This window comes from Salmonella sp. 3C, from assembly GCF_025426275.1.
GTDB classification, from domain to species: Bacteria; Pseudomonadota; Gammaproteobacteria; order Enterobacterales; family Enterobacteriaceae; genus Salmonella; species Salmonella enterica.
In genome coordinates this window covers 2,280,492-2,305,475 of the sequence record NZ_CP104858.1, presented here as the reverse complement: position 1 = coordinate 2,305,475, position 24,984 = coordinate 2,280,492, and the positions used below count along the sequence as shown (strand labels likewise).

Here is a 24,984-nt window from a genome sequence, read left to right as displayed (position 1 = left end):
TCCTTATTAAGCAGACTGTTCTGCCAGTTGTTTTTCTGCATCTTCTTCTGCGCGCAGTGCGCGGCCAGCGAAGAACATATAAGCCAGTGCAATTACAATGATGACGGCCATAAAGGCGATACCGAGGGAGAAGAAGCCCTGCATCATCGGAGGTGCCAGAATCGACCAGTCCGCCATACCCATCCAGGCGCTCATCCCCGTGAGTTTCACCGCCCAGACGCAACCAAAGATTTCGATCATCCCCATCACCAGACAAATCTTCAGCGCCGCACGCCAGCCGCCGAAGTGGTTAGCGAACACGCCGATAGTGGCGTTAGAGAAGAACATCGGGATAAAGCCAGGAATAATCAGGATCGAGGAGCCGCAGGCAACCAGGATGCCAACCGCAATCAGCTGACCGATGGTGCCCCACATAAAGCCCCAGACCACCGCGTTCGGCGCGAAGCTATAAATAGCGGCGCAGTCAATCGCCAGTACTGCGCCCGGAATCAGACGCTGGGAGATACCGTTAAAGGCCTCAGAGAGCTCGGCGACAAACATACGCACGCCCTGGGTGATGATGAAGATCGCCACCGCAAAGGAGAAACCGGTTTGCAGGATATAGATTGTCCAGTGGGTTTTACCCGCCATCGCCTGTACGGTATCGATACCAAAGGAGAGCAGAATGGCACCAAAGAAGATGGTCATTACAATCGCCGTGGAGACGATGTTGTCATGGAAAATGTTCAGCCAGCCCGGCAGTTTGAGGTCTTCAACGCTTTCCTCTTTTTTGCCCAGGAACGGCGCGACTTTATAGGCAATCCAGGAAGCAAACTGCTGCTGGTGACCGATGGAGAAACCACAGCCATCGGTCACTTCCTGAGTCGGCTTGTACATCATGTTGGAGGTAATACCCCAGTACAGGGAAACCAGTATCGCCGTGCAGATAATGGTGGTCCACATGGAATAGCCGAAGATATAGAAAGAGACCGCAATCAGCCCCGCCTGCTGGAACATGATGTGCCCGGTCAACATGATGGTGCGAATACCGGTAATGCGTCGCAACAAGACGTAACAAATATTCAGCGCCAGCGCGAGCAACACCGCGTAGCCTACCCAACTATACGCATCACCCATCCGTTCGATCGTTGCCATCATCGAAGCATAGGTATCGGAAATCGCGCCGTTGATGCCGTAGACCTCAGACATTTTCGCCACCACCGGTTTAAAGGTGCTGGTCAGAATGCCGGACCCGGCCTGTAGCAGCATGAAGCCAATGATGGTTTTGATCGTCCCTTTGATGATCACGCTGACGCTTTTACGCAGCAGGATATAGCCCAGGCAGGTCACAATACCCAGTAATAGCGGGGCATTGGTCATTACCTGATTAAAAAAAATGGTAAAGATGTTGTAGAGGATCTCCATAACGATCTCCGGTAGACAAGGTTGCTGAGTCACAGGCGCTCAGAATAATGTCCCTCCACTGTAATTTTCAAAAGTAATCACAACAAGATTGAATTTGATTAAATGTGACGTAGCGCGCAAATAATTAGCACACTTAATACATGGTTTACTTATAAATAACTCATTTCTTCATTAAAATAAGTAAAATCATAAAGATGAATACATCCCCATGACGCCAGAAAAGATTAAATTTTCTTCTGGCTGCGTTCTCCTCTACCCAAAAGTCAAAAAATAGCCCATTGCCTTCTTGAGAAAATAGTGTCAGGATTAATCAAAACAAATCACATTTTGAACTATTTTGAACAAACATGAAGGTAAATGCGATGAGTAAAGTACAAAGCATCACGCGTGAATCATGGATTCTGAGCACGTTTCCGGAGTGGGGAAGCTGGCTGAACGAAGAGATTGAGCAAGAGCAGGTCGCGCCGGGTACGTTCGCTATGTGGTGGCTGGGCTGTACCGGTATCTGGCTAAAATCTGAAGGCGGCACTAACGTATGCGTCGATTTCTGGTGCGGTACCGGTAAACAGAGCCACGGTAATCCGTTGATGAAAACCGGCCATCAGATGCAGCGTATGGCTGGCGTCAAAAAATTACAGCCTAACCTGCGCACCACGCCGTTTGTTCTCGATCCTTTCGCTATCCGTCAGATTGACGCCGTACTGGCGACCCACGACCATAACGATCACATTGACGTCAATGTCGCGGCTGCCGTAATGCAGAATTGCGCCGATGATGTTCCGTTTATCGGCCCGCAGACCTGCGTGGATTTGTGGGTTGGCTGGGGCGTGCCGAAAGAACGCTGCATCGTGGTAAAACCGGGCGATGTCGTGAAAGTGAAAGATATTGAAATTCATGCGCTTGATGCCTTTGACCGCACTGCATTAATCACCCTGCCTGCCGATCAGAAAGCTGCTGGCGTACTGCCGGACGGCATGGATGTACGCGCGGTTAACTATCTGTTTAAAACGCCGGGCGGCAATCTCTATCACAGCGGCGATTCTCACTATTCCAACTACTACGCGAAACACGGCAACGAACATCAAATTGATGTCGCGCTCGGTTCTTACGGTGAAAACCCGCGCGGTATTACGGACAAAATGACCAGCGCGGATATTTTACGCATGGCGGAATCGCTGAATACCAAAGTGGTGATCCCGTTCCATCACGATATCTGGTCGAACTTCCAGGCCGATCCGCAAGAGATCCGCGTGCTATGGGAAATGAAGAAAGATCGCCTGAAGTATGGTTTTAAACCGTTTATCTGGCAGGTTGGCGGCAAGTTTACCTGGCCGCTGGATAAAGACAATTTCGAATACCACTATCCGCGTGGGTTTGACGATTGCTTTACCATTGAACCCGATCTACCGTTCAAATCCTTCCTGTGAGTCGATATCATGCCGGGATTACCCGGCATTTTTTCCATTTACTTTAGTATTTCCAGGCTATTTCAAATATCATCTTTTCAAATCAATTTGTATCGGAATAGCTCATGACTGAAGCACAAAGACATCAAATACTGCTGGATATGCTGGCACAGTTGGGCTTTGTTACCGTCGAAAACGTGATTGAGCGTCTGGGGATCTCCCCGGCGACAGCGCGCCGCGACATCAACAAGCTCGACGAAAGCGGGAAACTTAAAAAAGTGCGCAACGGCGCAGAGGCCATTACCCAACAGCGGCCCCGCTGGACGCCGATGAATCTGCACCAGGCGCAAAACCACGATGAAAAAGTACGCATCGCGAAAGCGGCGTCGCAGCTGGTAAACCCGGGTGAAAGCGTAGTGATTAACTGCGGCTCCACCGCTTTCCTGCTGGGGCGTGAAATGTGCGGGAAGCCGGTACAGATCATTACCAACTATCTGCCGCTGGCGAATTATCTGATCGATCAAGAGCATGACAGCGTGATTATCATGGGTGGTCAGTATAATAAAAGCCAGTCGATTACCCTGAGCCCGCAGGGAAGTGAAAACAGTCTCTATGCTGGCCACTGGATGTTTACCAGCGGAAAGGGCTTAACCGCGGATGGCCTGTACAAGACCGATATGCTAACCGCCATGGCGGAACAAAAAATGCTCAGCGTCGTCGGGAAACTGGTCGCGCTGGTCGATAGCAGTAAAATTGGCGAGCGCGCGGGAATGCTGTTCAGCCGCGCCGATCAGATCGCTATGCTGATTACCGGCAAAAATGCCAATCCGCAGGTTTTGCAACAGCTTGAAGCCCAGGGTGTAAGCATACTCCGCGTTTAAAGATGCTGTCGGAAAAACGCTACCGTCGCCGACAACGCTTCTGGCGTAATGCGATGCCGCACGCCTGCGGCCCATAAACAGGTCACATGCTTATCCAGCTTCGCCCCGGCGAGTGCCTGCTGGAGCCGGAAGGTTTCGATAGCAGGCACCACGTCATCCTCCTGACCATGCCACAACAGAAGCGGCCTGTCGGCCAGTCGCTCTAACTGGTGTGTGACTTCCCATTCACGTAGCGGCGCAATGATATTGTCGAATTCCGCCTGCTGTGCCGGGTTCTGCGGGGATAACGGCGGGAAAAGCGTCCGGGCGAGCCCGGTAAAATAGCCCGACCCCATTAAACTGGCCCCGCATTTTACCTCACGGTGACGCGTCATAATGCCCAGCGCCGTCATACCGCCCATGGATGCGCCGCCCACCGCCAACCGCCCGTCAAGTAGCCAGTTTTCCGCCTGAATCGCCGCACGTAACGTCGTAAATTCCTGCATGTTTTGGTGCAGAATCTGCCAGAATCGGTGTATCCGTCCCTGTGAGTCGCCGCCGAAGCGAGCGCCATGCTCCGGCGCATCCGGCATGACTACCCGGAATCCTGCCTGTGCCAGGGCAACGGCAAAATAACTATAAACCAGGCTGGAGGAGGTGAAGCCATGATAGAACACCACACAGGGAAGCGGCACGGCGCGTTTCCCTTCCGGGAAGGCATGTAGTACGACGCCTCCGGCTAATTGCCGTGTTTCAATCGCTATCATTATTCTCTCCTTTTTATCCGGTATGCCACGGAGAAATACTTAACGCAAGTTTATGGATTGCGCAATAATTCATAATGTTTGAGAACTGGGTTACGCTTTCGCAACGTTTTCATTCGAAAATCGCGTGACAGGTAACACTTCGGGAACATTCCCCCTAAAGGGAAATCAATAAGGCATTACACTATGATTATCAGGAAACGAGATAGAGTTATGCGTCGGTTTGCTTCATTGATAGCAGCGCTGTTATTAAGCGCGTGTAGCGTGCTGCAGGGTACGCCGCAACCTGCGCCGCCTGTCGCCGATCACCCGCAGGAAATCCGTCGCGATCAAACGCAAGGACTACAGCGGATGGGGACCGTAAGCGCGCTGGTTCGGGGCTCCCCGGATGATGCAATAGATGAAATCAGAGCGAAAGCCGCCGCTGCGAAAGCCGATTATTACGTTATCTTAATGGTTGATGAAACGGTTGTAACCGGCCAGTGGTATTCACAAGCCATTTTGTATCGTCAATAACAGTAGATTGATTTTTAGTCAGTTTTACATTGCTTTGCGTCCCTATGCGTTTACCTGTGCACAATAAACAAACAGGTTTACCGTGATGGAGCGTCCTGTTAAATGCGGGGTATGTAATAAGGAGCTGACGATGAAACAAGAACTTGCCTTATCCTCACTGCTGCTTTCTGCCGGACTGGTGAGTACGACGGCACAGTCTGCCGAATTCGCCAGTGCTGACTGCGTAACGGGTCTGAATGAAATCGGCCTGATCTCGGTCAGTAATGTTGCAGGAAACCCACAGGATGTAGAGCGGATTATCGCCCTCAAAGCCGATGAACAGGGTGCGTCCTGGTACAGAATTATTCAAATGTATGAAGAACAACAGTCGGATAACTGGCGCGTACAGGCGATACTCTATGCCTGATGCCGCGTGGCTCGCGCCGGATGGCGACGCCAGCGTCTTATCCGGCCTGAAGGATGGCATGTACTACAGGCCAAACGTTACCGCAGTCCCCCGGTCGCCCTTAACAGTAAATCATTTTGTACCTGGGCAGACAGCGGCATTTCGCCGCGTGTATCCAGCATCATCTGACACCACGCTTGCGCCAGCGGCGGCGAGGCATGACGCAGCATTTCCGCTCCGCATCCCAGCAAGAAAAGCTGCTGCGTAATCTCTCTGCCCATTGCTTCGTCCGGTTTGCGTAAACGTTGCTGTAGCTGACGTACCGCGCGGTCGTAATGGCGATCCTGGCCTTTGACTTCCGCAAAAGCCTCACTCAATACGTCATAGACGCCGTGTTGTTTTGTCAGCACCCGAAGTACATCCAGACACATGATATTGCCGGACCCTTCCCAGATACTGTTCACCGGCATTTCACGGTACAGGCGCGGGAGTTCGCTCTCTTCGCAATACCCCATCCCGCCGAGAACCTCCATCGCCTCAGCCACAAAAGGGATTCCCTGCTTACAGATGGCGAATTTCGCCGCTGGCGTGAATAATCGCGCCCATAATGCCTCTTTCGCCTCGCGACGTTGCTCCCAGGCGCGCGCCAGCCGAAACAAAAGCGCCGTCTGCCCCTCCAGGCATAGCGCCATACGACTTAAGGTTTGTCGCATCAACGGTTGTTCGATCAGCGGCTTACCAAAAGCCTGACGCTGATGAGCATGGTAAATCGCGACTGAAAATGCGCGCCGCATTAAGCCATGACTCCCGAGCGCGCAATCAAGACGCGTCATACCGCCCATCTTTAAGATATGCCGAATCCCTTCGCCCTCTTCTCCCAGCCGCCAGCCGACGGCATCCTGAAACTCGACTTCGGCGCTGGCATTAGATCGATTACCGAGTTTATCTTTCAGGCGTTCAAGACGAACAGAGTTCCGTTGCCCGTCTGGCAGGAAACGCGGCACAAAGAAACAGGATAGTCCTCCTTTTGCCTGCGCCAACACGAGGTGCGCATCACTTTGCGGCACAGAGAAAAACCATTTATGTCCCACCAGCCGATATGAATCATCCGCCAGCCGCTCCGCGTGGGTCGTATTACTGAGTACGTCAGATCCGCCCTGCTTTTCCGTCATTCCCATGCCGATGAGCAGACCCCGCTTTTGCCCGCCCGGCAGCAAATGCGAATCGTAGCGATCGCTGCGCAGCGGCACCAGCCAGTCATGGAAAGTGGCGGGAAGCATCTGCAATAGCAACGGTGTCGCGGCAAAGGTCATCGTGACAGGACAGAGTGTTCCCGCTTCTACCTGAGCATGTAATACAAAACGCGCCGCCCGGGCGACAAAACTTCCCGCCCTTGCCTCCTCCTCCCAGGCCAGGTTATGTACCCGATTAGCGCAAAGCCCCTGCATCAACAGGTGCCAGGCGGGATGAAAGCGAACGTCATCCAGACGCTGTCCCTGGGGATCGTAACGCAGCAACTCAGGAGGATGCGCGTTCGCCAGACGACCCAGCTCCAGTGATTCCGCCGTTCCCAGTTGTTGGCCAATGCTGGCGAGAAGATCGCTATCCCATCCCGCGCCTTCCCGGGAAACCGCTTCACACAGCGCGCCATCAGACAGGAATAAGTTACTGTTATTGAGCGGAGCAGGTTGATTAAAGACGGTATGTGTTTGCCAGGACATGGTGTCTCCCTCCTTCAATGGCGCTGAAGTCAAGTATGGTCATGACTGCGCCATTGACGCCGGAGCAAGATCACAAAAGTATGATTAACCGGCAATATAATGTGGGATGAAACGGGAAGTGTCTTTGGTAATTAGCGTATTGTCCTCGCGAATCCCCATCCCGGAGGCTTCATCGTCAATGATCCAACTGCCAATCAGCGTATAGCTATCGCCAAAGCGCGGCAAAGGCTGAAACGCCTGGTAAATCATCGGCTCGTCAGCGTAGTCGCCGTCGGCATGATCGATAACATTTTGCCGCTCGTCGAAAATCGTGACGTTGCCGCCTTCACGTGAATAAATCGGCTTCCGTACGCTGCTTTCGCCTGGCGCTGCGAGCGATTTTTCGCCCTCAAACCAGGCCGGCAGAAGATTCGGATGGCCAGGGAAAAAGCGCCACAATAACGGCAACAGCCCTTTGTTACTCAGAATACTTTTCCACAATGGCTCAATCCATTGCTCACGACGTTTTCGCAACAGCGGGCCGTTGTCATCGCGCATCATCCATTCCAGCGGGTAGAGCTTAAAGGCGCGGCGAATCACGTTATCGTCCAGATCGGTCAGCACACCGCCTACGCCAAGTCCCAGTTCTTCAATATAGATAAATCGCGTTTCCTGGCCCGCCTGCTGCGCGCAATCCTGAAGGTACAGCACCGTCGTGCGATCTTCGTCGGTATCTTCACAACAGCAAAAGTAGAGCGGTTCCCGACTGTACAGCTCGCTGAAGCGGGCGATCAGCCGCTCCTGTATCGCGTTGTATTGATCGGCATCACGCGGGATGGCGCCGCTACGACGAGCATCCTCCAGCCATAGCCATTGAAAGTAGGAGGACTCATAGAGCGACGTCGGCGTATCCGCATTGTATTCCAGCAATTTAACCGGATCTTTGCCGCACCAGACGAAATCCATCCGCCCGTAAAGCGAAGGATCGCGGCTGCGCCAACTTTCGGTGATGACATCCCAGTACAATGGCGGGATCGCCAGCTGCTGCATGATCTGCTCATCCCGGACGGCCCGCTCGACAATCTCCAGACACATCTGATGAAGCTCTGCGGTCGGTTTTTCGATCTGTTCTTCAATTTGCCGTAATGTAAAACGGTAGGCCCGGCTTTCATCCCAGTAAATTTCGTTATCGATAACATGAAAGTCAAAACCGTGATCGCAGGCGATCTTATCCAGATCCCGGCGTATCGGTACGTTGTGTCGTAGCATGGTTAGCCTCCCCAGTGCCCGCGAGCGCTGGAAGAACGGCCATAGCCGCCGCGGGAGACGGTGGACGCTTTCCGTGTGATATAACCAGGGCTGGTCACGGTATCGCTTTTCCCTGTGCCGCTGCGCCACGCATAATCGCCGGATGTGGTGCGCCAGACGGGACGGGAGACGTAAGATGAACCGCCGCTGCTATAGATGTATTGTTCATCACGGTTCTGACGAATCGCGCGGCTGAGTAAAAAGCCGCTTAATACCGGAACCCAGCTCCGCTCGGTGATATCAAAGTAACAATCGCCAAACTGCGACTGACAGCGCTCCTGCGTCAATTGCTTAGGCACATTAGCGTAAAATTCTGTTTTCGCATTATTCCAGCCGTCAGCGCAAACGCTGGCGCTGTTGCCATCGTCGATACAGTCGTTCACCGTGGCGTAAAACGTCCCATCGCCGTCGTTGTCAGTATTGCCGCCATCACCGCACCCTTTCAGGAGAAAAAAGGCCGCTCCACCCATAATCGCCAGCGTCAGGCATTTTGGCGTGTAGCGATTTCGTTGCCGCTCAAAGGGATTAACCGGTTCGGCTATTCGTCTTATTGCCGAATGGCCTACGCCGGATGTGCTTCTGGATTTTCGTTTTTTTGCCATGATCTTCCGTTACCATGTCATACAGGCAGCGTTAAAAATACCGCCAGCCAGCGCTGCGGTTCCCATAAATAGCCCCGCCGCCACGTTGTGATGAATAATTTTTTCGCTCAGCGTAGGCATGTATAACCTTACGCAACCATAAATCAGCAGTTGAATCACCAGCGCAATGCCGCCCCAGGCAAAATAGTCCGGGATACTGACCGAGTTTATCGCCGCGCTGGATAAGGGGATGACATAGCCCAGCAACGTACCACTAAAGGCCAGCGATGCCGCAGTATTGTTATTTTTTATCAGCTGCCATTCATTATGCGGCGTTATCTTTGAGTAAATAAAAAGAAATACAATGACCATTGCCGCGCCAATAAAAAAATAGGCGCAGAAAGCCAGTAATGCGTCCAGTATATGCATAATTTCCCTGTATGTGCTTAACCAATAACCGTCAGTGAAGTGAGCGGGATATCCACGCCGAGGGCGCGTGAAAACACCCATTCAGGCTCACCGCACTCATTAAATGATTCTTCCCCGTTCAATAGAAGATACTCCCAGGCGTCATCCGTCACCTGGCGCTGGAAGCCCATCGTAAAATTGTGAACGTCCCATTTCTCTGCCTGCTGATTTTCAACCTTTTCCAGCATGTAGACAGGTTCAATATTGCCCGGCTCTTCATGGTTAAAAAAGCGCTGCCAGCGCCGTTCTTGCCAGTTGAGCGTCATCGGCCCTATTGCCGCTGGCGCAATGGCTGAACGCCAGTGACGTTCCTCGTTAATACCGAAACTTTCCTCATATACAAAAAGTTTGATGTCATCAATGTCGTCAACATCCGTGCCGCCAGTGGTGTTAATTTGTAGAAACTCATCGCCAGAGGTGTAGTAGCGAAAAATCTGACTGCCGCCGCCTAAATCTATGCGACTCGCTGCCGCGACAGTGTATTTTTCACCCGGTAGCGCCACCAGCAACGACGACTCCAGTAGCCGAAATGCCAGCGTATCCAGCGTGAAACCGGCGTTAAGATGTAATCCTAATGGTCCGCGAATCGGCGCTGGCGCGCTTGTTTTACCGAGCAAACGCTGAAAAAATTGCATCATAGGGGAACCTCTATCTCTTGCCATGCGACCTCTTCAGCCAGAATGCGATTATTACCGACCAGATGTAGCCACATACCGCCTCTGACTTCAGTTGAAATCACCGGATTCAATTCCATACCACGACCATTCTTGCAGTGACTGATCCCCAGCACCGTCGCGTCATGATGAAGCTTCATATAACGCATTAGCGCGCCGTATCGCATAGGCGCGACAGAAGCCGGGACAGACAGCGCGAATCCGGTATCGCCCAGCATCGGATTCATAATGGAAGCGACAGATTGCGATGATCCTGGGTCCTGAATGGAACGGGAAAGTTGTTCAGCGGAAAGGTTACGGACTATCTCCATGCGCGGGCAGTGGGTTTCCAGTAATCCGGCATAACGCTCGTCTTCCAGATAAACCACAATATGGCACTGCGCGGGTACATAGTCTGCCAGCGAGAGCGCCGCCGTGAAGGTCTGCTCATCGGTACGAGCGAAAATAATCACGCTCTGGCACTGCTCCAGCCCCATGCGCTGGTGTTCCTGCGGATCGTTAAAGTTGCTGATGCGGATAAAATCCACCCAGTTATTACCCGGCAGCGGATGCTGAATATCTTCCAGTTCGCACAGCAGAACCCGTTCAAAGGCACGCCGCTTGTCATATAGCAGCAATGAGATCATCTTTTCGGTTTGATGACCCCGCCAGCCAATCACCAGCATATGATGGTGTAAATGGCGATAATCGCCCATGCCCGTTATTCCTTTCGCTAACATTCCCTGTACCTGCGCAATCACTTTTCCCATTAACGCGCCGAACAACCCGACGCTAACCGGAATTTGCCACAGCGCGGTGAACAGACGTCCTGGCGCCGTCTGCGGGCTAAGATCGCCAAAACCTAATGTGGAACCCACCACCGAGCAGTAATAGATAAAATCGCTTAACTGGCTCACCAACGCGCTTTCGCGCAACAGGCGCAGCACCAGATAACAAAGCAGATACTGCCCGATAAACAGGCCCAGCAAAGCGGGCCAGGTCAGTCTGGACAAATGACGCTGGCAGGTTTTGACAATCCACGTAAAGAGCATTATTCGCCTTGTTGACGCTGTAAACGCGCCAACACATCCTGAGCATTGCTTTTATTGGTTGCGCCAATACCCGCCTGCGCCAGTTTTTCATCCAGGTCGCGTCCATCGGCGACTTTTTCCAGCTGCGCGGCGGCATCCAGCCGGGCCTGGCGTTCAGCCTGACGCGTTTGTAAACGTTTAAGCGACTCCGCCGCCGTAGACACATTCGACGCGGCTCCGACGGTCGAGGTCGTCACCGCCTGCTGCGCGCGCTGCATGGCTTCTGTCGCCTTAACCACTTCAAGTTGCTGCTCAAACTGCGCAATCCGCTGGCCTGTCGCCGTTACGGCCTTCTCCACCGCATCGCGAGAGGCTTCCAGATTAGTCAGCACCTGTTCTTCGGCAAGAATGGCATTTTCCAGACGGGCTATTTCTTCCGCCACTTCGTTGAGTAAAGCGGCGTCGACATTCTTACTCATTGCCGCCAACGCCCGTGTTTCAAGGCTGGCTTTACGCTCACGTAAATCATTCAGCTTGTCATGGCTTAACTTCACCCGCGCCAATAAATCCACTCTGGATTTACCCGCTTTATCCAGCTCGGCTTTTGCGTCGCGAATATGCTGCTCCAGCATACGTACACCCTGCGCTTCATCAATGGCGTCTTCTGCCTGAGCAACGAATGATTTACCTAACGTGAACAAACTTTTTAAAATTCCCATGTAAGCCGCCTGTATTATTCCTGTGAATAGACTTGTGTTATTTCAGCGATATCCAACGCATTTTCTACAAGCGTGGTGATTTCCAGCGTCACGTCGGCAAGCGACGAATTTAACGACAGCGCGCCAAAAGCAACATAATATTCCTCCTGTTTTACCTGAGTAATACCGACCGAAGACAGCGGTAAAACCTTCTGATTTCTCAGTAAGAAAAGATTAAATTCCGCGGTATCTCTAATCGTATTTACCGGACAGATATAAGTCTCGATAACTATTTGTTGCGAGGTAAATAAAACCGCCAGTGGTAAATCGCCATAATCATTCATTTTTATTATTAATGAAGACTCATTATTTTCTATATCAATATCTAATTCGGCGATGTTGTTTAACGCATCCGCCAGCGTCCGTGGAGTCCATGCCATATTATTATCTCTATCTCTTTTTTATAAATAAAGGGAGTTACAGGGTAGGTTTTGCTTTTTATATTACCAGCCAAAGATAAAAAAAAACCATCCGATTATGGATGGTTATTTTCTTAAAAAATACTATTAGCGTCAGGTTCGCTGGCGAACGGCTTCAAACAGACAAATCCCGGTCGCCACAGAGACATTCAGCGACGACACGCTACCAGCCATAGGAATGCTGATCAGCTCATCGCAGTGCTCACGGGTCAGACGACGCATACCTTCACCTTCTGCGCCCATGACCAGCGCCATGCGGCCAGGCATTTTGCTCTGATACAGCGTATGGTCAGCCTCGCCCGCCGTCCCGACAATCCAGATATTCTCTTCCTGCAACATGCGCATCGTGCGCGCCAGGTTGGTGACGCGGATCAACGGCACGCTTTCCGCTGCGCCGCAGGCGACTTTCTTCGCCGTCGCGTTAAGTTGCGCGGAGCGGTCTTTCGGCACGATTACCGCATGTACGCCAGCGGCATCGGCGCTGCGCAGACAGGCGCCAAGATTATGCGGATCGGTGACGCCATCGAGGATCAACAAAAAGGGGCGTTCGTGTAATGCGATCAGATCCGGCAGATCGTTTTCCTGATACTGCCGGCCTGGTTTCACGCGAGCGATAATACCCTGATGCACGGCACCGTCGCTTTTCTCGTCGAGATATTGGCGGTTTGCCAGCTGGATAACAACGCCCTGGGACTCAAGGGCGTGAATCAGCGGCAACAGACGTTTATCTTCACGGCCTTTTAAAATAAAGACTTCCTGAAAACGTTCAGGGGCGCGCTCCAGCAGGGCCTGCACTGCGTGGATGCCGTAAATCATTTCGCTCATTAATGTACTCGTTGTTTACGTTTTGCCGGGGGCGCTACGCTTGCCCGGCCTACAGATAATTCACCCTCTTCTGTTTGAAGAGGGTATTGCTCACTCTGCCGCTTTTTTCTTCGCCGCACGCTTCGCTTTGGTCGCTGCGGCTATTTTCTGCGTTTTAGCCGATGGCTTTTTTGCTTTTCTCGCGTCTTTCTTCGCTGCTTTCGGCTTCGCTTTTTTCTCGCCGCGGAAGGCGCTATCAGGCTCGAAGTTAACTTTTTTACCTACCTGACGACGTTTACCGGCGTTTTTACTTTCACCTTTTTTCGCTTTTTCACGCGCCGTTTTGCCGACGTTACGCGGTGCGCGCTCGCTGGAGATCAGGCTAAAGTCAATTTTCCGTTCGTCCATATTCACCGCTTCGACGCGTACCTCGACCCGGTCGCCCAGGCGATATGTCTGCCCGCCGGACTCGCCAATCAGGCGTTGCCCTACCTGATCGAAGCGATAGTAATCGTTATCCAGTGAGGAAACGTGTACCAGCCCATCGATAAACAGTTCATCAAGACGGACAAAGAAGCCGAAACCGGTGACGCTGGCAATCACGCCCTTAAAGACGTTGCCTACCTGATCCAGCATAAAGTCACATTTCAGCCAGTCGGAGACATCACGCGTCGCTTCATCAGCGCGGCGTTCCGCCATCGAACAGTGCTGGCCGAGCTGCAACATCTCTTCCATCGAGTAGTGATAACCGCCCGTTTCTGTGGTGTTGCCCTTGTTCCCTTGCTCTTTAGCCAGCAGGTACTTAATGGCGCGGTGCAAAGAAAGATCCGGATAGCGGCGAATCGGCGAGGTAAAGTGCGCATAAGACTGCAACGCCAGGCCAAAGTGCCCGCGGTTTTCCGGATCGTAAATCGCCTGCTTCATTGAACGCAGCAGCATAGTTTGCAGCATTTCGGCGTCCGGCCGGTCGGCAATCGATTCAAGCAGTTCGGCATAATCGCGCGGTTCCGGTTTATTTCCGCCCGGCAGCTCCAACCCCAGCTCCGCCAGTACGGAGCGGAATGAGGTGATCGCTTCGGTGGTGGGCTTATCATGAATACGGAATAGCGCCGGCTCTTTAGCTTTTTCGACAAAGCGCGCCGCCGAGATATTCGCCATGATCATGCACTCTTCGATAAGCTTATGCGCGTCATTACGCTGGGTCTGTTCGATACGCTCAATGCGACGATCGGCGTTAAAGATAAACTTCGCCTCTTCGCTCTCAAACGAGATCCCCCCGCGCTCTTCACGCGCTTTATCCAGCACTTTGTAGAGGTTGTGCAGCTCTTCAATATGCTTCACCAGCGGCGCATATTGTTCACGCAGATCCTGATCGCCCTGCAGCATATGCCAGACTTTGGTATAGGTCAGACGCGCATGGGAGCTCATCACCGCTTCATAGAATTTGTAGCCGGTCAGCCGACCTTTCGCCGAGATGGTCATTTCACAGACCATACACAGCCTGTCAACCTGCGGGTTTAGCGAACACAGACCGTTGGAGAGCACCTCCGGCAACATTGGGACAACCTGTGACGGGAAGTAAACCGACGTGCCGCGATTGCGCGCCTCGCGATCCAACGGCGTTGGCGGCCGTACATAATAGCTCACGTCAGCAATAGCGACCCACAAACGCCAGCCGCCGCCGCGTTTTTTCTCACAGTAAACCGCGTCGTCAAAGTCACGGGCATCTTCGCCATCAATAGTGACCAGCGGCAAATCGCGCAGATCGACACGACCGACTTTCGCCTCTTCCGGCACCTCTTCTTTCAGCCCGGTGACCTGCTGCTCTACCGCCTGCGGCCAGATGTAGGGTATTTCATGGGTACGCAGCGCCATATCAACCGCCATACCGGTGCCCATATTGTCGCCCAGCACTTCGACGATTTTCCCTACCGCTTTAGTACGGCGAGTTGGACGTTGGGTCAGTTCAACCACGACCACGAACCCCATCCGCGCGCCCATGACGTCTTCTGGCGGGATAAGAATGTCGAAGCTGAGACGGCTGTCGTCCGGCACCACAAAGCCGACGCCCGCATCGGTGAAATAACGCCCGACTATCTGACTGGTTTTCGGTACCAGTACACGGACGATACGCGCTTCGCGGCGACCTTTACGATCGGCGCCCAGCGGCTGCGCCAGCACCTGATCGCCATGAATACAGGTTTTCATCTGCTCGCTGGAAAGATACAGATCGTCTTTGCGGCCTTCGACACGTAAGAAACCGTAACCATCACGATGACCGATCACGGTGCCTTTCAGCAGGTCGAGGCGTTCCGGCAGCGCATAGCACTGGCGGCGAGTAAAGACCAGTTGTCCATCGCGCTCCATCGCGCGCAGGCGGCGACGCAAGGCTTCAAGCTGCTCTTCGCCTTCAATATTCAGTTCTACGGCCAGTTCTTCGCGACTGGCCGGTTTTTCACGTTTCGTTAAATGTTCGAGGATAAATTCCCGGCTCGGGATAGGATTCGCGTATTTTTCTGCTTCGCGTTCCTGGAAAGGATCTTGTGACATTGAGGTTCCTCCATTGTCATCTCTAATGAAGTTTACTTCACTCCACCAGTAATAATTTATAAAGCGGTTGATTCTCTTCAACCAAATCGGCAAGCGTGTAGTTATCCAGCTCCTTGAGAAAACTCTGCACGGCCTTAGAAAGCGCCTGTTTCAGACGACAGGCAGGGGTGATGTGGCAAAATTCGCTGCTACAGTTGACCAGTGATAAGGGTTCCAGCTCACGCACCACATCGCCAATACAAATAGTATTAGCCGGTTTACCCAGGCGGATACCGCCATTTTTTCCCCGAACGGCGGTGACAAAGCCCGCCCGGCTAAGCTGATTGATAATTTTGACCATATGATTACGGGACACGCCGTAGACTTCTGTCACCTCAGAAATGCTGGTCATTCGTCCATCTGGTAACGACGCCATATAGATTAGCGCACGTAAGCCGTAATCGGTGAAACTCGTTAACTGCACATCAACCTCAGGAAAAGGGAAAACGGGAAAAATACATTTATATTGATGATAAACCAGCCACAAGCTGTGTCGCTAATTTATTTCAGTTCGGGGAAGGAAAAAAGCGAGGATTTAACACTGTGTCGGATAGCGTAATGGCTTACCCGACACAGCAATGTATCACACTGTTAGCCCGGCAAGCAAAATATCTGCCAGGCGTACCAGATTTACGCGTCGAACGGGTCGCGCAGAATCATCGTCTCAGTACGATCGGGGCCGGTAGAAATAATATCAATCGGCACGCCGGTCAGTTCTTCGATACGTTTGATGTAGTTCAGCGCCGCCTGCGGCAGGCCGCTACGATCTTTCACGCCGAAGGTGGATTCAGACCAGCCCGGCATGGTTTCGTAAATCGGCTCTACACCTTTCCAGTCGTCAGCTGCCAGCGGAGTGGTAGTCACTTCGCGACCATCCGGCATACGATAAGCCACGCAGAGTTTCACCTCTTTCAGGCCATCCAGCACGTCCAGTTTGGTCAGGCAGAAGCCAGACAGGGAGTTCAGCTGTACCGCACGACGAACGGCAACGGTGTCCAGCCAGCCGGTACGACGACGACGGCCGGTAGTGGCGCCGTATTCGTTACCCTGCTTGCAGAGGAACTCGCCGGTTTCATCAAACAGTTCGGTCGGGAACGGACCTGCACCTACACGAGTGGAGTAAGCTTTGAGGATACCCAGAACGTAATCAACATAACGCGGGCCCAGGCCGGAACCGGTCGCCACGCCACCTGCAGTGGTGTTAGAAGAAGTTACGTACGGATAAGTACCGTGGTCGATATCCAGCAGGGTACCCTGCGCACCTTCAAACATGACGAAATCGCCACGCTGACGCGCCTGGTCGAGCAGGTCTGAAACGTCAACAACCATAGAAGTCAGGATGTCGGCAACAGCCATCGTATCATCCAGAACTTTCTGGTAATCAACCGCTTCAACTTTGTAGTAGTTAACCAACTGGAAGTTGTGATATTCCATCACTTCTTTCAGTTTTTCAGCGAAGGTTTCTTTGTCGAAAAGGTCACCAACACGCAGACCGCGACGTGCCACTTTATCTTCATAAGCAGGCCCGATTCCACGCCCGGTGGTGCCGATCGCTTTCGCGCCACGCGCTTTCTCACGCGCGTTATCCAGCGCAACGTGATAATCAAGGATCAGCGGACAGGCTTCAGACAGCAGCAGACGCTCACGAACGGGGATGCCACGGTCTTCCAGTTCTTTCATCTCTTTCATCAGCGCGCTCGGAGACAGCACAACACCGTTACCGATGATGCTGGTTACATTCTCGCGAAGAATACCTGATGGAATAAGATGGAGAACGGTTTTTTCACCGTTGATTACGAGAGTATGGCCTGCGTTGTGACCGCCCTGGTAGCGTACAACATATTTAGCCCGTTCAGTCAGAAGATCGACGATCTTTCCTTTACCTTCGTCACCCCATTGGGTGCCCAGTACGACGACGTTGTTACCCATTTTTCAAAATCACCGTTTGCTTAAAAATGGATTCTACCATCGCTTTTTCAGATATACAGCACTTTTTGCACTCAATCTGCGGCAAATCCGACCACTTTTTGTTCAGCCAATCGTTTTCCTCAACATGTAGTAGACCACAACTCCCGCAACCACAAGTCCGCCGCCAAAACGGCGTAAAACATTTTCCGGCAGTTGCGCCAGTGCCGAAACCATTTTTTTCCATGCGCCGGGATACAGCATCGGTCCCAGCCCTTCGAGGACTAATACCAGAGCAAGCGCCAACCAGATTGTTGAATTCATTTATCGCCCTTATAAAAGAAAACCACCGGCATCCTTTGGATGCGGTGGTTTTGCTGGTCTAAAACCGCTGACGCTATTTTAGCGTGTCGTCGAACTCGGTGTCTTCATGTAGCGGAAGAAATCGCTGTCCGGGCTCAGTACCATCACGTCCTGATTACCTTCGAAGCTCTTCTCGTAAGCGCGCAGACTACGAATGAACGCGTAGAAATCAGGGTCCTGGCTGAACGCGTCGGCAAACAGCTTCGCGGCTTCAGCATCACCTTCACCACGCATGATACGCCCCTGACGCTCGGCTTCCGCCAGAGTTTTCGTCACCTCATAGTCAGCAGCCGCACGCAGTTTTTCCGCTTCTTCCTGACCTTGTGAACGATGACGACGCGCGACCGCTTCACGCTCGGCGCGCATACGGTTGTAAATCGCCTCAGAAACCTCGGTCGGCAGGTTGATTTGCTTAATACGCACATCGACCACTTCGATACCCAACGCCGCCATACTGTTCGGGTTGATGACCGGTACTTTACCTTTGGTTTCCGCCGTGACGCGTTCCGCCGCTTCGGCAATCGCATCATCCGCCGCCGGGGTCGCTACTTCATCATCGGTACCGGCTGAACCGGAGTTCAGCGCGTCGCGCACCTCCAGAGTCAGACGACCACGAGAATCGGTCACGATGTCTTTTACGTCCAGGCGACCAATCTCAGAACGCAAACGGTCCGAGAACTTACGTTTTAACAGCACTTCGGCTTGCGAAATATCGCCGCCGCCGGTCGCCAGATAGTAACGGCTAAAGTCGCTGATACGCCATTTGATGTAGGAGTCGACAATCAGGTCTTTCTTCTCTTTAGTCACAAAGCGATCGGCCTGGTTATCCATCGTCTGGATACGCGCATCAAGCATTTTCACTGATTCAATAAACGGGATCTTAAAGTGCAGACCCGGCGCGTAAACCAGCGGTTTGTTCTCATCGTCACGCAGAACTTTACCAAAACGCAGCGTAATGCCGCGCTCGCCCTCTTTGACCACAAAGACGGACATGTAGAGCACTACCAGCACGATGATGATAATCGCAATAACTGACTTACGCATCGTTATTCCCCCTGACGCTGGTAGTCGTTACGCTGCGCATTCGCGCGGCGTTGGTCCATAATATCGCCCTGATTTGAGGACGACGTGTTGCTTGCTCCGCTGGCGTTAGACTTTGTGGACGGCGGCAGGCGCAGCAGGTTGCTGGCGCTATTGTCGCTCTTTGCCGCCGGCACATTCCCGCCTTTCAGCATCTGATCTAACGGCAGCACCATTAAATTACCGCTCTTGTCGTTAACCAGTACTTTACGGGTATGGCTCAGCACTTTTTCCATCGTTTCAATATACAGACGCTCGCGTGTAATCTGCGGCGCGGCTTTATATTCCGGCAAAATCTTCGCAAACCGGGCGACTTCACCCTGCGCTTCCAAGATAGTCTGGGTTTTATAGGCGCGTGCCTCTTCCAGAATACGCTGCGCCTGACCGTTGGCGCGCGGCTGAACTTCGTTGGTATACGCTTCCGCTTCACGAATGTACTGCTGCTCGTTTTCACGTGCGGCAATCGCGTCGTCAAAGGCGGCTTTCACCTCTTCCGGCGGACGCGCAGCCTGGAAGTTCACGTCCAGCAGGGTAATCCCCATGTTGTACGGTTTGATAGTCTCTTCCAGCTCGCGTTGGGTATCGCTACGAATAACGGTACGGCCTTCGGTCAGGATGCGATCCATCGTGTATTTACCAATGACGCCACGCAGCGCGCTGTCGGTGGCCTGACGCAGGCTATCGTCCGGGCTGGTCACGCTAAACAGATATTTCTGCGGATCGGTGACGCGGTATTGCACGTTCATTTCAACGCGCACGACGTTTTCATCAGACGTCAGCATCACGCCTGACGCCGCCAGTTCGCGCACCGCTTCAACGTTCACCGGCGTGACGTCGTCAATAAATGTCGGCTTCCAGTTCAGACCTGGCTCTACCAGATGGCTGAATTTACCAAAACGCGTCACAACGCCGCGCTCGGCTTCTTTAATGGTATAAAAACCACTGGCCGCCCAGATAATGACTACTGCCGCCGCGGCGATGGCGACAATACGGCCTCCCAGTTGCGGACGCGGGCCTTGCGATGAGCTACCGCCGCCGGAACCGGTGCCTTTACCGCCCCCAAAACCACCGAGTTTTTTACTCAGCTTACGGAAGATATCATCCAGATCGGGAGGTCCCTGATCGCGGCCACCTTTGTTTCCATTTCCCCCAGAGTTGCTGCCAGGTTTGCTGCTTCCCCACGGGTCGCGGTCCTGTCCGTTATTACCGGGCTGATTCCACGCCATGTTTGTGCTCCATATTTGTTATGCGGTGATCCCCGTTGTCTTTCGACCTCAGAGGATAAGGCGAAATTACTCCATGCTTCAGACGAACCGCCGTTACAGACATCATCTTTCAGGCTACGTCCTGAGTGGCGGCTTTTTTACCCCAGGTCACTTCGTTGTGAGCTCCTGAAATTCTCTCAGCTACCGCTTCAATACGACCTGAATGACTTCGCGTCTAGATCACGTATTCGATCAACGCCGGTTCTTGTTTACAGAGGCGACGCCAGTCGACAATCGGCATTCGTACCTGCAGACTGACGCTACCGTCTTCCTCCATCCACTCTTTTTCTATTGCCTGAAGCTGATAAAACCGGCTTCTCAGACGCCCTTCCTGCGGCGGCAAACGCAGCGTATGCTGCGCCACCTCGCCGGAAAGACGCTCCGTCAAAGCCTGAAAAAGCTGTGGTATTCCCACGCCGCTTCGCGCTGAAAGCCAAACGCGGATGGGTTTATTCTCTTCATCTCTGTCGATACGCGGTTCAAAGTCGTCCAGCATATCGATTTTGTTCATCACCATTAAGGTGGGGATTTCGTGAGCATCAATCTCTTCAAGAACGGTGTTTACCGCCTCGATGTTTTCCTGCACACGAACATCCGCCGCATCGACCACATGCAGCAGCAGCGTCGCCTGACGCGTCTCTTGCAGGGTAGCTTTAAAGGCAGCCACCAGATCGTGCGGTAAATGGCGGATAAAGCCTACCGTATCCGCCAGAACGGTTTCACCGACATCCGCTACATCAATACGACGTAAGGTCGGGTCCAGCGTCGCAAATAGCTGATCTGCCGCATAGACCCGCGCTTCAGTGATCTGATTAAAAAGGGTGGATTTTCCGGCGTTGGTATAGCCCACCAGCGATACCGTCGGAACGTCGGCCTTGATGCGCGACTGCCGCCCCTGCTCACGTTGCTTCTCAACTTTCTCCAGGCGCGACTGAATCTGCACAATGCGATTACGCAGTAAACGACGGTCGGTTTCGAGCTGGGTTTCACCCGGACCGCGCAAACCAATCCCGCCTTTCTGACGTTCAAGGTGGGTCCAGCCACGCACCAGACGCGTAGCCAGATGGCGTAGCTGCGCCAGCTCAACCTGCAACTTACCTTCATGGGTACGCGCACGTTGGGCAAAAATATCTAAGATAAGACCGGTGCGATCGATAACCCGGCACTCGCACAAACGCTCCAGGTTTCGCTCCTGGGCTGGACTCAATGCATGATCAAACAATACGACCGCTGCGCCAGTCGCTTTCACGGCTTCCGCAATTTCAACTGCCTTACCTTCACCTACAAAGTACTTCGGGTGCGGTGCTTTACGGCTACCGGTAATCACCTGCATTGCTTCGACACCGGCGGAAGAGACCAGAGATTCAAACTCCTGGAGGTCTTCCATATCTTTGTCTTGCGAAAAATAGATGTGTACCAGTACCGCCTGCTCACCGGCATCATAACGGTCAAACAAGCGTAAACCCTCTTAATAACCAGCGGGGGCGATTATCCGACGCCCCCGACATGGATAAACAGCGCGTGAACTTATTCAGTCTCTTCGCTGTCCTGTTGCGCAGTAGAACCCTGCGCGTTGCTACCGTGATGGTAGTTATTGCTGGCGCCGCCACCGGCATTGTTGCTGTGATGGGAAACCGGGCGAGACGGGACAACAGTAGAAATCGCGTGCTTATAAACCATCTGGCTGACCGTGTTCTTCAACAGGATCACGAACTGATCAAAGGACTCGATTTGACCTTGCAGCTTAATACCATTCACCAAATAAATAGAAACTGGAACACGTTCCCGACGCAATGCGTTCAGGAACGGATCTTGTAAAGATTGCCCCTTAGCCATTCTCTTTTCCTTATATGCTTATTTGTACTTTGAACCTTTCGATTCTGAAAAATTGCGCACGATACGTCTCAATTGTACACATTCAGTCTGCGATAGCACCAACAACCTGTAATACTTCTTTTCGCGCCCGATCGGGATTCTCACTGTCAAGCCAGCGCACCCCCTCCCAACCGCGCAACCAGGTCATCTGGCGCTTCGCCAACTGTCTCGTGGCGCAAACACCTCTATAAACCATTTCATCATATGAGATTTCGCCCTCAATGTATGACCACATCTGGCGGTATCCCACACAACGGATGGAAGGCAAGTCCGTATGCAAATCTCCTCGGGCAAAAAGCGCCCGGACTTCTGCTTCAAAACCTGAAGCCAACATCTGATGAAAACGCAGTTCAATGCGCTGATGGAGCAGTTCACGGCTCGCCGGGGCGATAGCGAACTGATGCACCTGGTACGGTAGCGCGTCTCCTGACGTTTGCGTTAGCTCCGTTAAAGTTTTACCCGAAATGAAAAAAACTTCCAGTGCCCGGGAAAGTCTTTGCGGATCATTTGGATGAATTCGCGCGGCGGCAACCGGATCTATCTCCTGAAGTTGCTGATGCAACGCCTCCCATCCAAGCTCCGCTGCTTGCTGCTCTATCCGGGATCTGACTTCCGGATCTGCTGAAGGCAGCGGCGATAACCCTTCCAGCAATGCCTTAAAATACAGCATGGTACCGCCCACTAACAGCGGGATACGCCCCGCAGCGGTGATCTCCGCCATTTGCGCTAACGCGTCGCGGCGAAAATCCGCCGCCGAATACGCCTGCGACGGGTCGCGTATATCCAGCAGTCGATGCGGCGCCGCTTTCAGCTCATCGGCATTCGGCTTAGCCGTGCCAATATCCATTCCCCGATAAATGAGGGCGGAATCAACGCTTATCAACTCTACTGGCAAAACTTTACGCAGTTCTATCGCCAGCGCCGTTTTGCCGGAGGCCGTCGGCCCCATCAAAAATATCGCCTTAGGCAGGCTCGCCTTGCTTACATCATTCATGCTTCAGGGCGTTCATCGCCGAATGTAAATCAACAGGTTGTAACAGGCCACCCGGCGGCGCTTTTACCAGCTGCGGACATAGCCGCTCAACATCCGCCAGCAGCGATATGGCCTGCGCCATCGACCACTGCGGATGTTCGCTCTGCACATTACGCGCTATCCATTGTGCAATATTGACCGTTGCAAATGTGGTCTGTTGCGCCAGGTAGCCTATCAGTTCAGGAATCAAGATTTGTAAATTTTGTTGTCGTAAGGGTAAAGGCACTGCCCGAATGGTCACATGCTGCGCATCTGACTGAAATTCAATACCCAATTCTCCCAACAAAGATTGGGCTTTTTGCAGCGCGGCTTTTTCATCGGCGCTCACTTTTAAACGCAGCGGAATCAGCAACGGCTGCGCGCAAACCGGACTTTGACCCGGTGTAAGCTGCGCCTGACGCAGCCAACGCTCCGCAACCGGCAGCGACAAGAGCTGGATAGTCCCCGCGTGTTCCAGCAACGCACAGTCACCGCCGACTATCGTCAGTACGCGACCAAAACTCTGGCTATGTCCGTCAAGCGCAGGCGCAACCGGCTCCGGCGCGGGGCTCGTCGCCGGCGTCTGTAAAAGCGCGCGATAAACCTCGCCCTGCTGCTTCTGATAACCTGGCTGAGCGTGCGGCCAACCACCCGCGGACTGACGCCCGCCGTTGCCGCCCGATGCGCCGCCGGAATAACGCGGTGTCGCGGGCTCGCGCGCCGCAGTTGGCTCGGCGGGTACAGCAAAATGGTTGCGCCCGGCGGCGATACGGTTTTCCGGGACATGCCGCGGCGCTGGCGCAATCTCCTCCAGCGGCAGCGTCGTTTCCGTCTGCTGTTGCAGGACGCTCAGCACCCCTTGATAGATGAAGTCGTGCACCAGCCGGGATTGATGAAAACGCACTTCGTGCTTGGCGGGATGAACATTGACATCCACCTGATGCGGGTCAATCTCCAGATACAACACAAACGCAGGCTGTTGGTCCGCGCCCAGCTTATCTTCACAGGCCTGGCGAATGGCATGGTTGATCAAGCGGTCGCGCATCATGCGGCCATTCACATAGCAGTACTGGATCTCCGTTAACGCCGTGGTGGTGTGATTCGGATCGGCGACCCAGCCGCGCAGGGTCAGATCGCCATGCTGCCACTCGATCGCCAGTGCCTGTTCGAGAAACGGCGTGCCGCAGATGGCGCCTAACCGGCGCTCTTTTTGCCCGTCCTTTGCGACAGCGCGATACTGCCGTACCAATTTGCCGTTGTGCGACAGGTTAAGCGTGACGTCAAAACGGGCCAATGCAATACGACGGATGATCTCATCGATATGATTAAATTCCGTTTTTTCGGTACGCATGAATTTGCGCCGGGCGGGCGTATTGTAAAAGAGATCCAGAACTTCCAGGGTGGTGCCGACCGGGTGCGCGGCGGGTTTTACCGTCACGTCCATGTCACGCCCTTCCGCATACGCCTGCCAGGCTTCCGCCTGCTCCGCCGTGCGCGACGTTAGCGTCAAACGCGAGACCGAACTGATACTCGCCAGCGCTTCGCCGCGAAATCCCAGACTGATAATCGCTTCCAGATCGTCAAGCGAGGCGATTTTACTGGTGGCATGACGGGCCAGCGCCAGCGCCAGCTCCTCTTTTTTAATGCCGCAGCCATTGTCGCGAATACGAATAAGCTTCGCGCCGCCACGCTCAATGTCGATATCAACGCGGGTGGCGCCTGCATCCAGACTATTCTCTACCAGCTCTTTAACAACCGACGCAGGGCGTTCCACCACTTCGCCAGCGGCGATTTGGTTCGCAAGCTGCGGCGGCAGAACCTGAATCGGCATGAAATCT

At 53.2% G+C, this 24,984-nt stretch carries 25 protein-coding genes; 4 read left to right on the top strand and 21 right to left on the bottom strand.

Translation table 11 applies throughout. The features are described from left to right. Window positions 1-6: 6 nt before the first annotated feature. Window positions 7-1,404: a PTS ascorbate transporter subunit IIC gene (gene ulaA / locus N7E69_RS10890; RefSeq protein ID WP_000404873.1), complete on the bottom strand. Its 1,398-nt coding sequence runs from the start codon at window positions 1,402-1,404 to the stop codon at window positions 7-9. A gap of 362 nt (window positions 1,405-1,766) precedes the next feature. Between ulaA and ulaG the strand changes: the two genes are divergently transcribed. Beyond that, on the top strand, window positions 1,767-2,831 hold the full coding sequence (gene ulaG, locus N7E69_RS10885) for an L-ascorbate 6-phosphate lactonase (RefSeq protein WP_000049161.1): 1,065 nt from the start codon (window positions 1,767-1,769) through the stop codon (window positions 2,829-2,831). A gap of 104 nt (window positions 2,832-2,935) precedes the next feature. Further along, window positions 2,936-3,691, top strand: coding sequence for an HTH-type transcriptional regulator UlaR (gene ulaR, locus N7E69_RS10880; RefSeq protein WP_000133618.1), 756 nt, complete (start codon window positions 2,936-2,938; stop codon window positions 3,689-3,691). On the opposite strand, the gene yjfP is transcribed toward ulaR, so the two are convergent. After that, the gene (yjfP, locus tag N7E69_RS10875; protein ID WP_000560304.1) at window positions 3,688-4,437 is read right to left on the bottom strand and encodes an esterase; all 750 of its coding nucleotides are present in this window, start codon (window positions 4,435-4,437) and stop codon (window positions 3,688-3,690) included. The genes ulaR and yjfP overlap by 4 nt on opposite strands. A gap of 183 nt (window positions 4,438-4,620) precedes the next feature. Between yjfP and bsmA the strand changes: the two genes are divergently transcribed. Next, window positions 4,621-4,950 (top strand): biofilm peroxide resistance protein BsmA, encoded by a 330-nt coding sequence (gene bsmA / locus N7E69_RS10870; protein WP_000586835.1) that lies wholly within the window; start codon window positions 4,621-4,623, stop codon window positions 4,948-4,950. Between the two features lie 130 nt (window positions 4,951-5,080). Further along, window positions 5,081-5,356 (top strand): DUF1471 family protease activator YjfN, encoded by a 276-nt coding sequence (yjfN, locus tag N7E69_RS10865; RefSeq protein ID WP_001518964.1) that lies wholly within the window; start codon window positions 5,081-5,083, stop codon window positions 5,354-5,356. A gap of 77 nt (window positions 5,357-5,433) precedes the next feature. On the opposite strand, the gene N7E69_RS10860 is transcribed toward yjfN, so the two are convergent. The 19 genes from N7E69_RS10860 to mutL form a co-directional block, all read right to left on the bottom strand. Continuing rightward, window positions 5,434-7,056, bottom strand: a complete 1,623-nt coding sequence (locus tag N7E69_RS10860) for an isovaleryl-CoA dehydrogenase (protein ID WP_000118973.1) — start codon at window positions 7,054-7,056, stop codon at window positions 5,434-5,436. 84 nt (window positions 7,057-7,140) lie between these two features. Then, window positions 7,141-8,304 carry a glutathionylspermidine synthase family protein gene (locus N7E69_RS10855; RefSeq protein ID WP_000943931.1) on the bottom strand — a complete coding sequence of 388 codons (1,164 nt, stop codon included), beginning with the start codon at window positions 8,302-8,304 and terminating at the stop codon, window positions 7,141-7,143. Window positions 8,305-8,306: 2 nt separating this feature from the next. Next, window positions 8,307-8,945 carry a DUF1190 domain-containing protein gene (locus N7E69_RS10850; RefSeq protein WP_001085596.1) on the bottom strand — a complete coding sequence of 213 codons (639 nt, stop codon included), beginning with the start codon at window positions 8,943-8,945 and terminating at the stop codon, window positions 8,307-8,309. A gap of 9 nt (window positions 8,946-8,954) precedes the next feature. Beyond that, the gene (locus tag N7E69_RS10845) at window positions 8,955-9,353 is read right to left on the bottom strand and encodes a DUF350 domain-containing protein (protein WP_000547737.1); all 399 of its coding nucleotides are present in this window, start codon (window positions 9,351-9,353) and stop codon (window positions 8,955-8,957) included. Window positions 9,354-9,370: 17 nt separating this feature from the next. Further along, on the bottom strand, window positions 9,371-10,054 hold the full coding sequence (locus N7E69_RS10840; protein ID WP_000090288.1) for a YjfK family protein: 684 nt from the start codon (window positions 10,052-10,054) through the stop codon (window positions 9,371-9,373). Then, window positions 10,027-11,097, bottom strand: coding sequence for a potassium channel family protein (locus N7E69_RS10835; protein ID WP_000899676.1), 1,071 nt, complete (start codon window positions 11,095-11,097; stop codon window positions 10,027-10,029). The genes N7E69_RS10840 and N7E69_RS10835 overlap by 28 nt, the downstream gene beginning before the upstream one ends. Then, the gene (locus tag N7E69_RS10830) at window positions 11,097-11,795 is read right to left on the bottom strand and encodes a PspA/IM30 family protein (RefSeq protein ID WP_000511974.1); all 699 of its coding nucleotides are present in this window, start codon (window positions 11,793-11,795) and stop codon (window positions 11,097-11,099) included. Before N7E69_RS10830 ends, N7E69_RS10835 begins: the two co-directional genes overlap by 1 nt. A gap of 14 nt (window positions 11,796-11,809) precedes the next feature. After that, entirely contained in the window at window positions 11,810-12,214 is a 405-nt protein-coding gene (locus tag N7E69_RS10825; protein WP_000312605.1) for a YjfI family protein, read from the bottom strand. 132 nt (window positions 12,215-12,346) lie between these two features. Next, window positions 12,347-13,078 (bottom strand): 23S rRNA (guanosine(2251)-2'-O)-methyltransferase RlmB, encoded by a 732-nt coding sequence (gene rlmB / locus N7E69_RS10820; RefSeq protein ID WP_001293277.1) that lies wholly within the window; start codon window positions 13,076-13,078, stop codon window positions 12,347-12,349. 90 nt (window positions 13,079-13,168) lie between these two features. Beyond that, on the bottom strand, window positions 13,169-15,607 hold the full coding sequence (rnr, locus tag N7E69_RS10815; protein WP_000076361.1) for a ribonuclease R: 2,439 nt from the start codon (window positions 15,605-15,607) through the stop codon (window positions 13,169-13,171). A gap of 37 nt (window positions 15,608-15,644) precedes the next feature. Further along, entirely contained in the window at window positions 15,645-16,070 is a 426-nt protein-coding gene (gene nsrR, locus N7E69_RS10810) for a nitric oxide-sensing transcriptional repressor NsrR (protein WP_001177632.1), read from the bottom strand. A gap of 206 nt (window positions 16,071-16,276) precedes the next feature. Continuing rightward, window positions 16,277-17,575 (bottom strand): adenylosuccinate synthase, encoded by a 1,299-nt coding sequence (purA, locus tag N7E69_RS10805; RefSeq protein ID WP_000527976.1) that lies wholly within the window; start codon window positions 17,573-17,575, stop codon window positions 16,277-16,279. 102 nt (window positions 17,576-17,677) lie between these two features. Continuing rightward, window positions 17,678-17,875 carry a DUF2065 domain-containing protein gene (locus N7E69_RS10800; RefSeq protein WP_001089290.1) on the bottom strand — a complete coding sequence of 66 codons (198 nt, stop codon included), beginning with the start codon at window positions 17,873-17,875 and terminating at the stop codon, window positions 17,678-17,680. Window positions 17,876-17,953: 78 nt separating this feature from the next. After that, complete coding sequence (hflC, locus tag N7E69_RS10795; RefSeq protein ID WP_001232417.1) at window positions 17,954-18,958, bottom strand: protease modulator HflC; 1,005 nt, start codon at window positions 18,956-18,958, stop codon at window positions 17,954-17,956. Between the two features lie 2 nt (window positions 18,959-18,960). Beyond that, the gene (gene hflK, locus N7E69_RS10790; RefSeq protein WP_000312508.1) at window positions 18,961-20,220 is read right to left on the bottom strand and encodes an FtsH protease activity modulator HflK; all 1,260 of its coding nucleotides are present in this window, start codon (window positions 20,218-20,220) and stop codon (window positions 18,961-18,963) included. Between the two features lie 214 nt (window positions 20,221-20,434). Continuing rightward, on the bottom strand, window positions 20,435-21,715 hold the full coding sequence (hflX, locus tag N7E69_RS10785; RefSeq protein ID WP_000460340.1) for a ribosome rescue GTPase HflX: 1,281 nt from the start codon (window positions 21,713-21,715) through the stop codon (window positions 20,435-20,437). A 71-nt stretch (window positions 21,716-21,786) separates the two neighbouring features. Continuing rightward, on the bottom strand, window positions 21,787-22,095 hold the full coding sequence (gene hfq / locus N7E69_RS10780) for an RNA chaperone Hfq (RefSeq protein ID WP_001051875.1): 309 nt from the start codon (window positions 22,093-22,095) through the stop codon (window positions 21,787-21,789). An 82-nt stretch (window positions 22,096-22,177) separates the two neighbouring features. Next, window positions 22,178-23,128 carry a tRNA (adenosine(37)-N6)-dimethylallyltransferase MiaA gene (gene miaA, locus N7E69_RS10775; protein WP_001000734.1) on the bottom strand — a complete coding sequence of 317 codons (951 nt, stop codon included), beginning with the start codon at window positions 23,126-23,128 and terminating at the stop codon, window positions 22,178-22,180. Next, window positions 23,121-24,977 carry a DNA mismatch repair endonuclease MutL gene (mutL, locus tag N7E69_RS10770; RefSeq protein ID WP_001122550.1) on the bottom strand — a complete coding sequence of 619 codons (1,857 nt, stop codon included), beginning with the start codon at window positions 24,975-24,977 and terminating at the stop codon, window positions 23,121-23,123. Before mutL ends, miaA begins: the two co-directional genes overlap by 8 nt. Window positions 24,978-24,984 lie beyond the last annotated feature (7 nt).

What these genes read in the sequence shown, in the direction of transcription:
- ulaA (WP_000404873.1), bottom strand. Translation starts at nt 1,404, where the DNA reads ATGGAGATCCTCTACAACATCTTTACCATTTTTTTTAATCAGGTAATG.
- ulaG (WP_000049161.1), top strand. Translation starts at nt 1,767, where the DNA reads ATGAGTAAAGTACAAAGCATCACGCGTGAATCATGGATTCTGAGCACG.
- ulaR (WP_000133618.1), top strand. Translation starts at nt 2,936, where the DNA reads ATGACTGAAGCACAAAGACATCAAATACTGCTGGATATGCTGGCACAG.
- yjfP (WP_000560304.1), bottom strand. Translation starts at nt 4,437, where the DNA reads ATGATAGCGATTGAAACACGGCAATTAGCCGGAGGCGTCGTACTACAT.
- bsmA (WP_000586835.1), top strand. Translation starts at nt 4,621, where the DNA reads ATGATTATCAGGAAACGAGATAGAGTTATGCGTCGGTTTGCTTCATTG.
- yjfN (WP_001518964.1), top strand. Translation starts at nt 5,081, where the DNA reads ATGAAACAAGAACTTGCCTTATCCTCACTGCTGCTTTCTGCCGGACTG.
- N7E69_RS10860 (WP_000118973.1), bottom strand. Translation starts at nt 7,056, where the DNA reads ATGTCCTGGCAAACACATACCGTCTTTAATCAACCTGCTCCGCTCAAT.
- N7E69_RS10855 (WP_000943931.1), bottom strand. Translation starts at nt 8,304, where the DNA reads ATGCTACGACACAACGTACCGATACGCCGGGATCTGGATAAGATCGCC.
- N7E69_RS10850 (WP_001085596.1), bottom strand. Translation starts at nt 8,945, where the DNA reads ATGGCAAAAAAACGAAAATCCAGAAGCACATCCGGCGTAGGCCATTCG.
- N7E69_RS10845 (WP_000547737.1), bottom strand. Translation starts at nt 9,353, where the DNA reads ATGCATATACTGGACGCATTACTGGCTTTCTGCGCCTATTTTTTTATT.
- N7E69_RS10840 (WP_000090288.1), bottom strand. Translation starts at nt 10,054, where the DNA reads ATGGCAAGAGATAGAGGTTCCCCTATGATGCAATTTTTTCAGCGTTTG.
- N7E69_RS10835 (WP_000899676.1), bottom strand. Translation starts at nt 11,097, where the DNA reads ATGCTCTTTACGTGGATTGTCAAAACCTGCCAGCGTCATTTGTCCAGA.
- N7E69_RS10830 (WP_000511974.1), bottom strand. Translation starts at nt 11,795, where the DNA reads ATGGGAATTTTAAAAAGTTTGTTCACGTTAGGTAAATCATTCGTTGCT.
- N7E69_RS10825 (WP_000312605.1), bottom strand. Translation starts at nt 12,214, where the DNA reads ATGGCATGGACTCCACGGACGCTGGCGGATGCGTTAAACAACATCGCC.
- rlmB (WP_001293277.1), bottom strand. Translation starts at nt 13,078, where the DNA reads ATGAGCGAAATGATTTACGGCATCCACGCAGTGCAGGCCCTGCTGGAG.
- rnr (WP_000076361.1), bottom strand. Translation starts at nt 15,607, where the DNA reads ATGTCACAAGATCCTTTCCAGGAACGCGAAGCAGAAAAATACGCGAAT.
- purA (WP_000527976.1), bottom strand. Translation starts at nt 17,575, where the DNA reads ATGGGTAACAACGTCGTCGTACTGGGCACCCAATGGGGTGACGAAGGT.
- N7E69_RS10800 (WP_001089290.1), bottom strand. Translation starts at nt 17,875, where the DNA reads ATGAATTCAACAATCTGGTTGGCGCTTGCTCTGGTATTAGTCCTCGAA.
- hflC (WP_001232417.1), bottom strand. Translation starts at nt 18,958, where the DNA reads ATGCGTAAGTCAGTTATTGCGATTATCATCATCGTGCTGGTAGTGCTC.
- hflK (WP_000312508.1), bottom strand. Translation starts at nt 20,220, where the DNA reads ATGGCGTGGAATCAGCCCGGTAATAACGGACAGGACCGCGACCCGTGG.
- hfq (WP_001051875.1), bottom strand. Translation starts at nt 22,095, where the DNA reads ATGGCTAAGGGGCAATCTTTACAAGATCCGTTCCTGAACGCATTGCGT.
- miaA (WP_001000734.1), bottom strand. Translation starts at nt 23,128, where the DNA reads ATGAATGATGTAAGCAAGGCGAGCCTGCCTAAGGCGATATTTTTGATG.
- mutL (WP_001122550.1), bottom strand. Translation starts at nt 24,977, where the DNA reads ATGCCGATTCAGGTTCTGCCGCCGCAGCTTGCGAACCAAATCGCCGCT.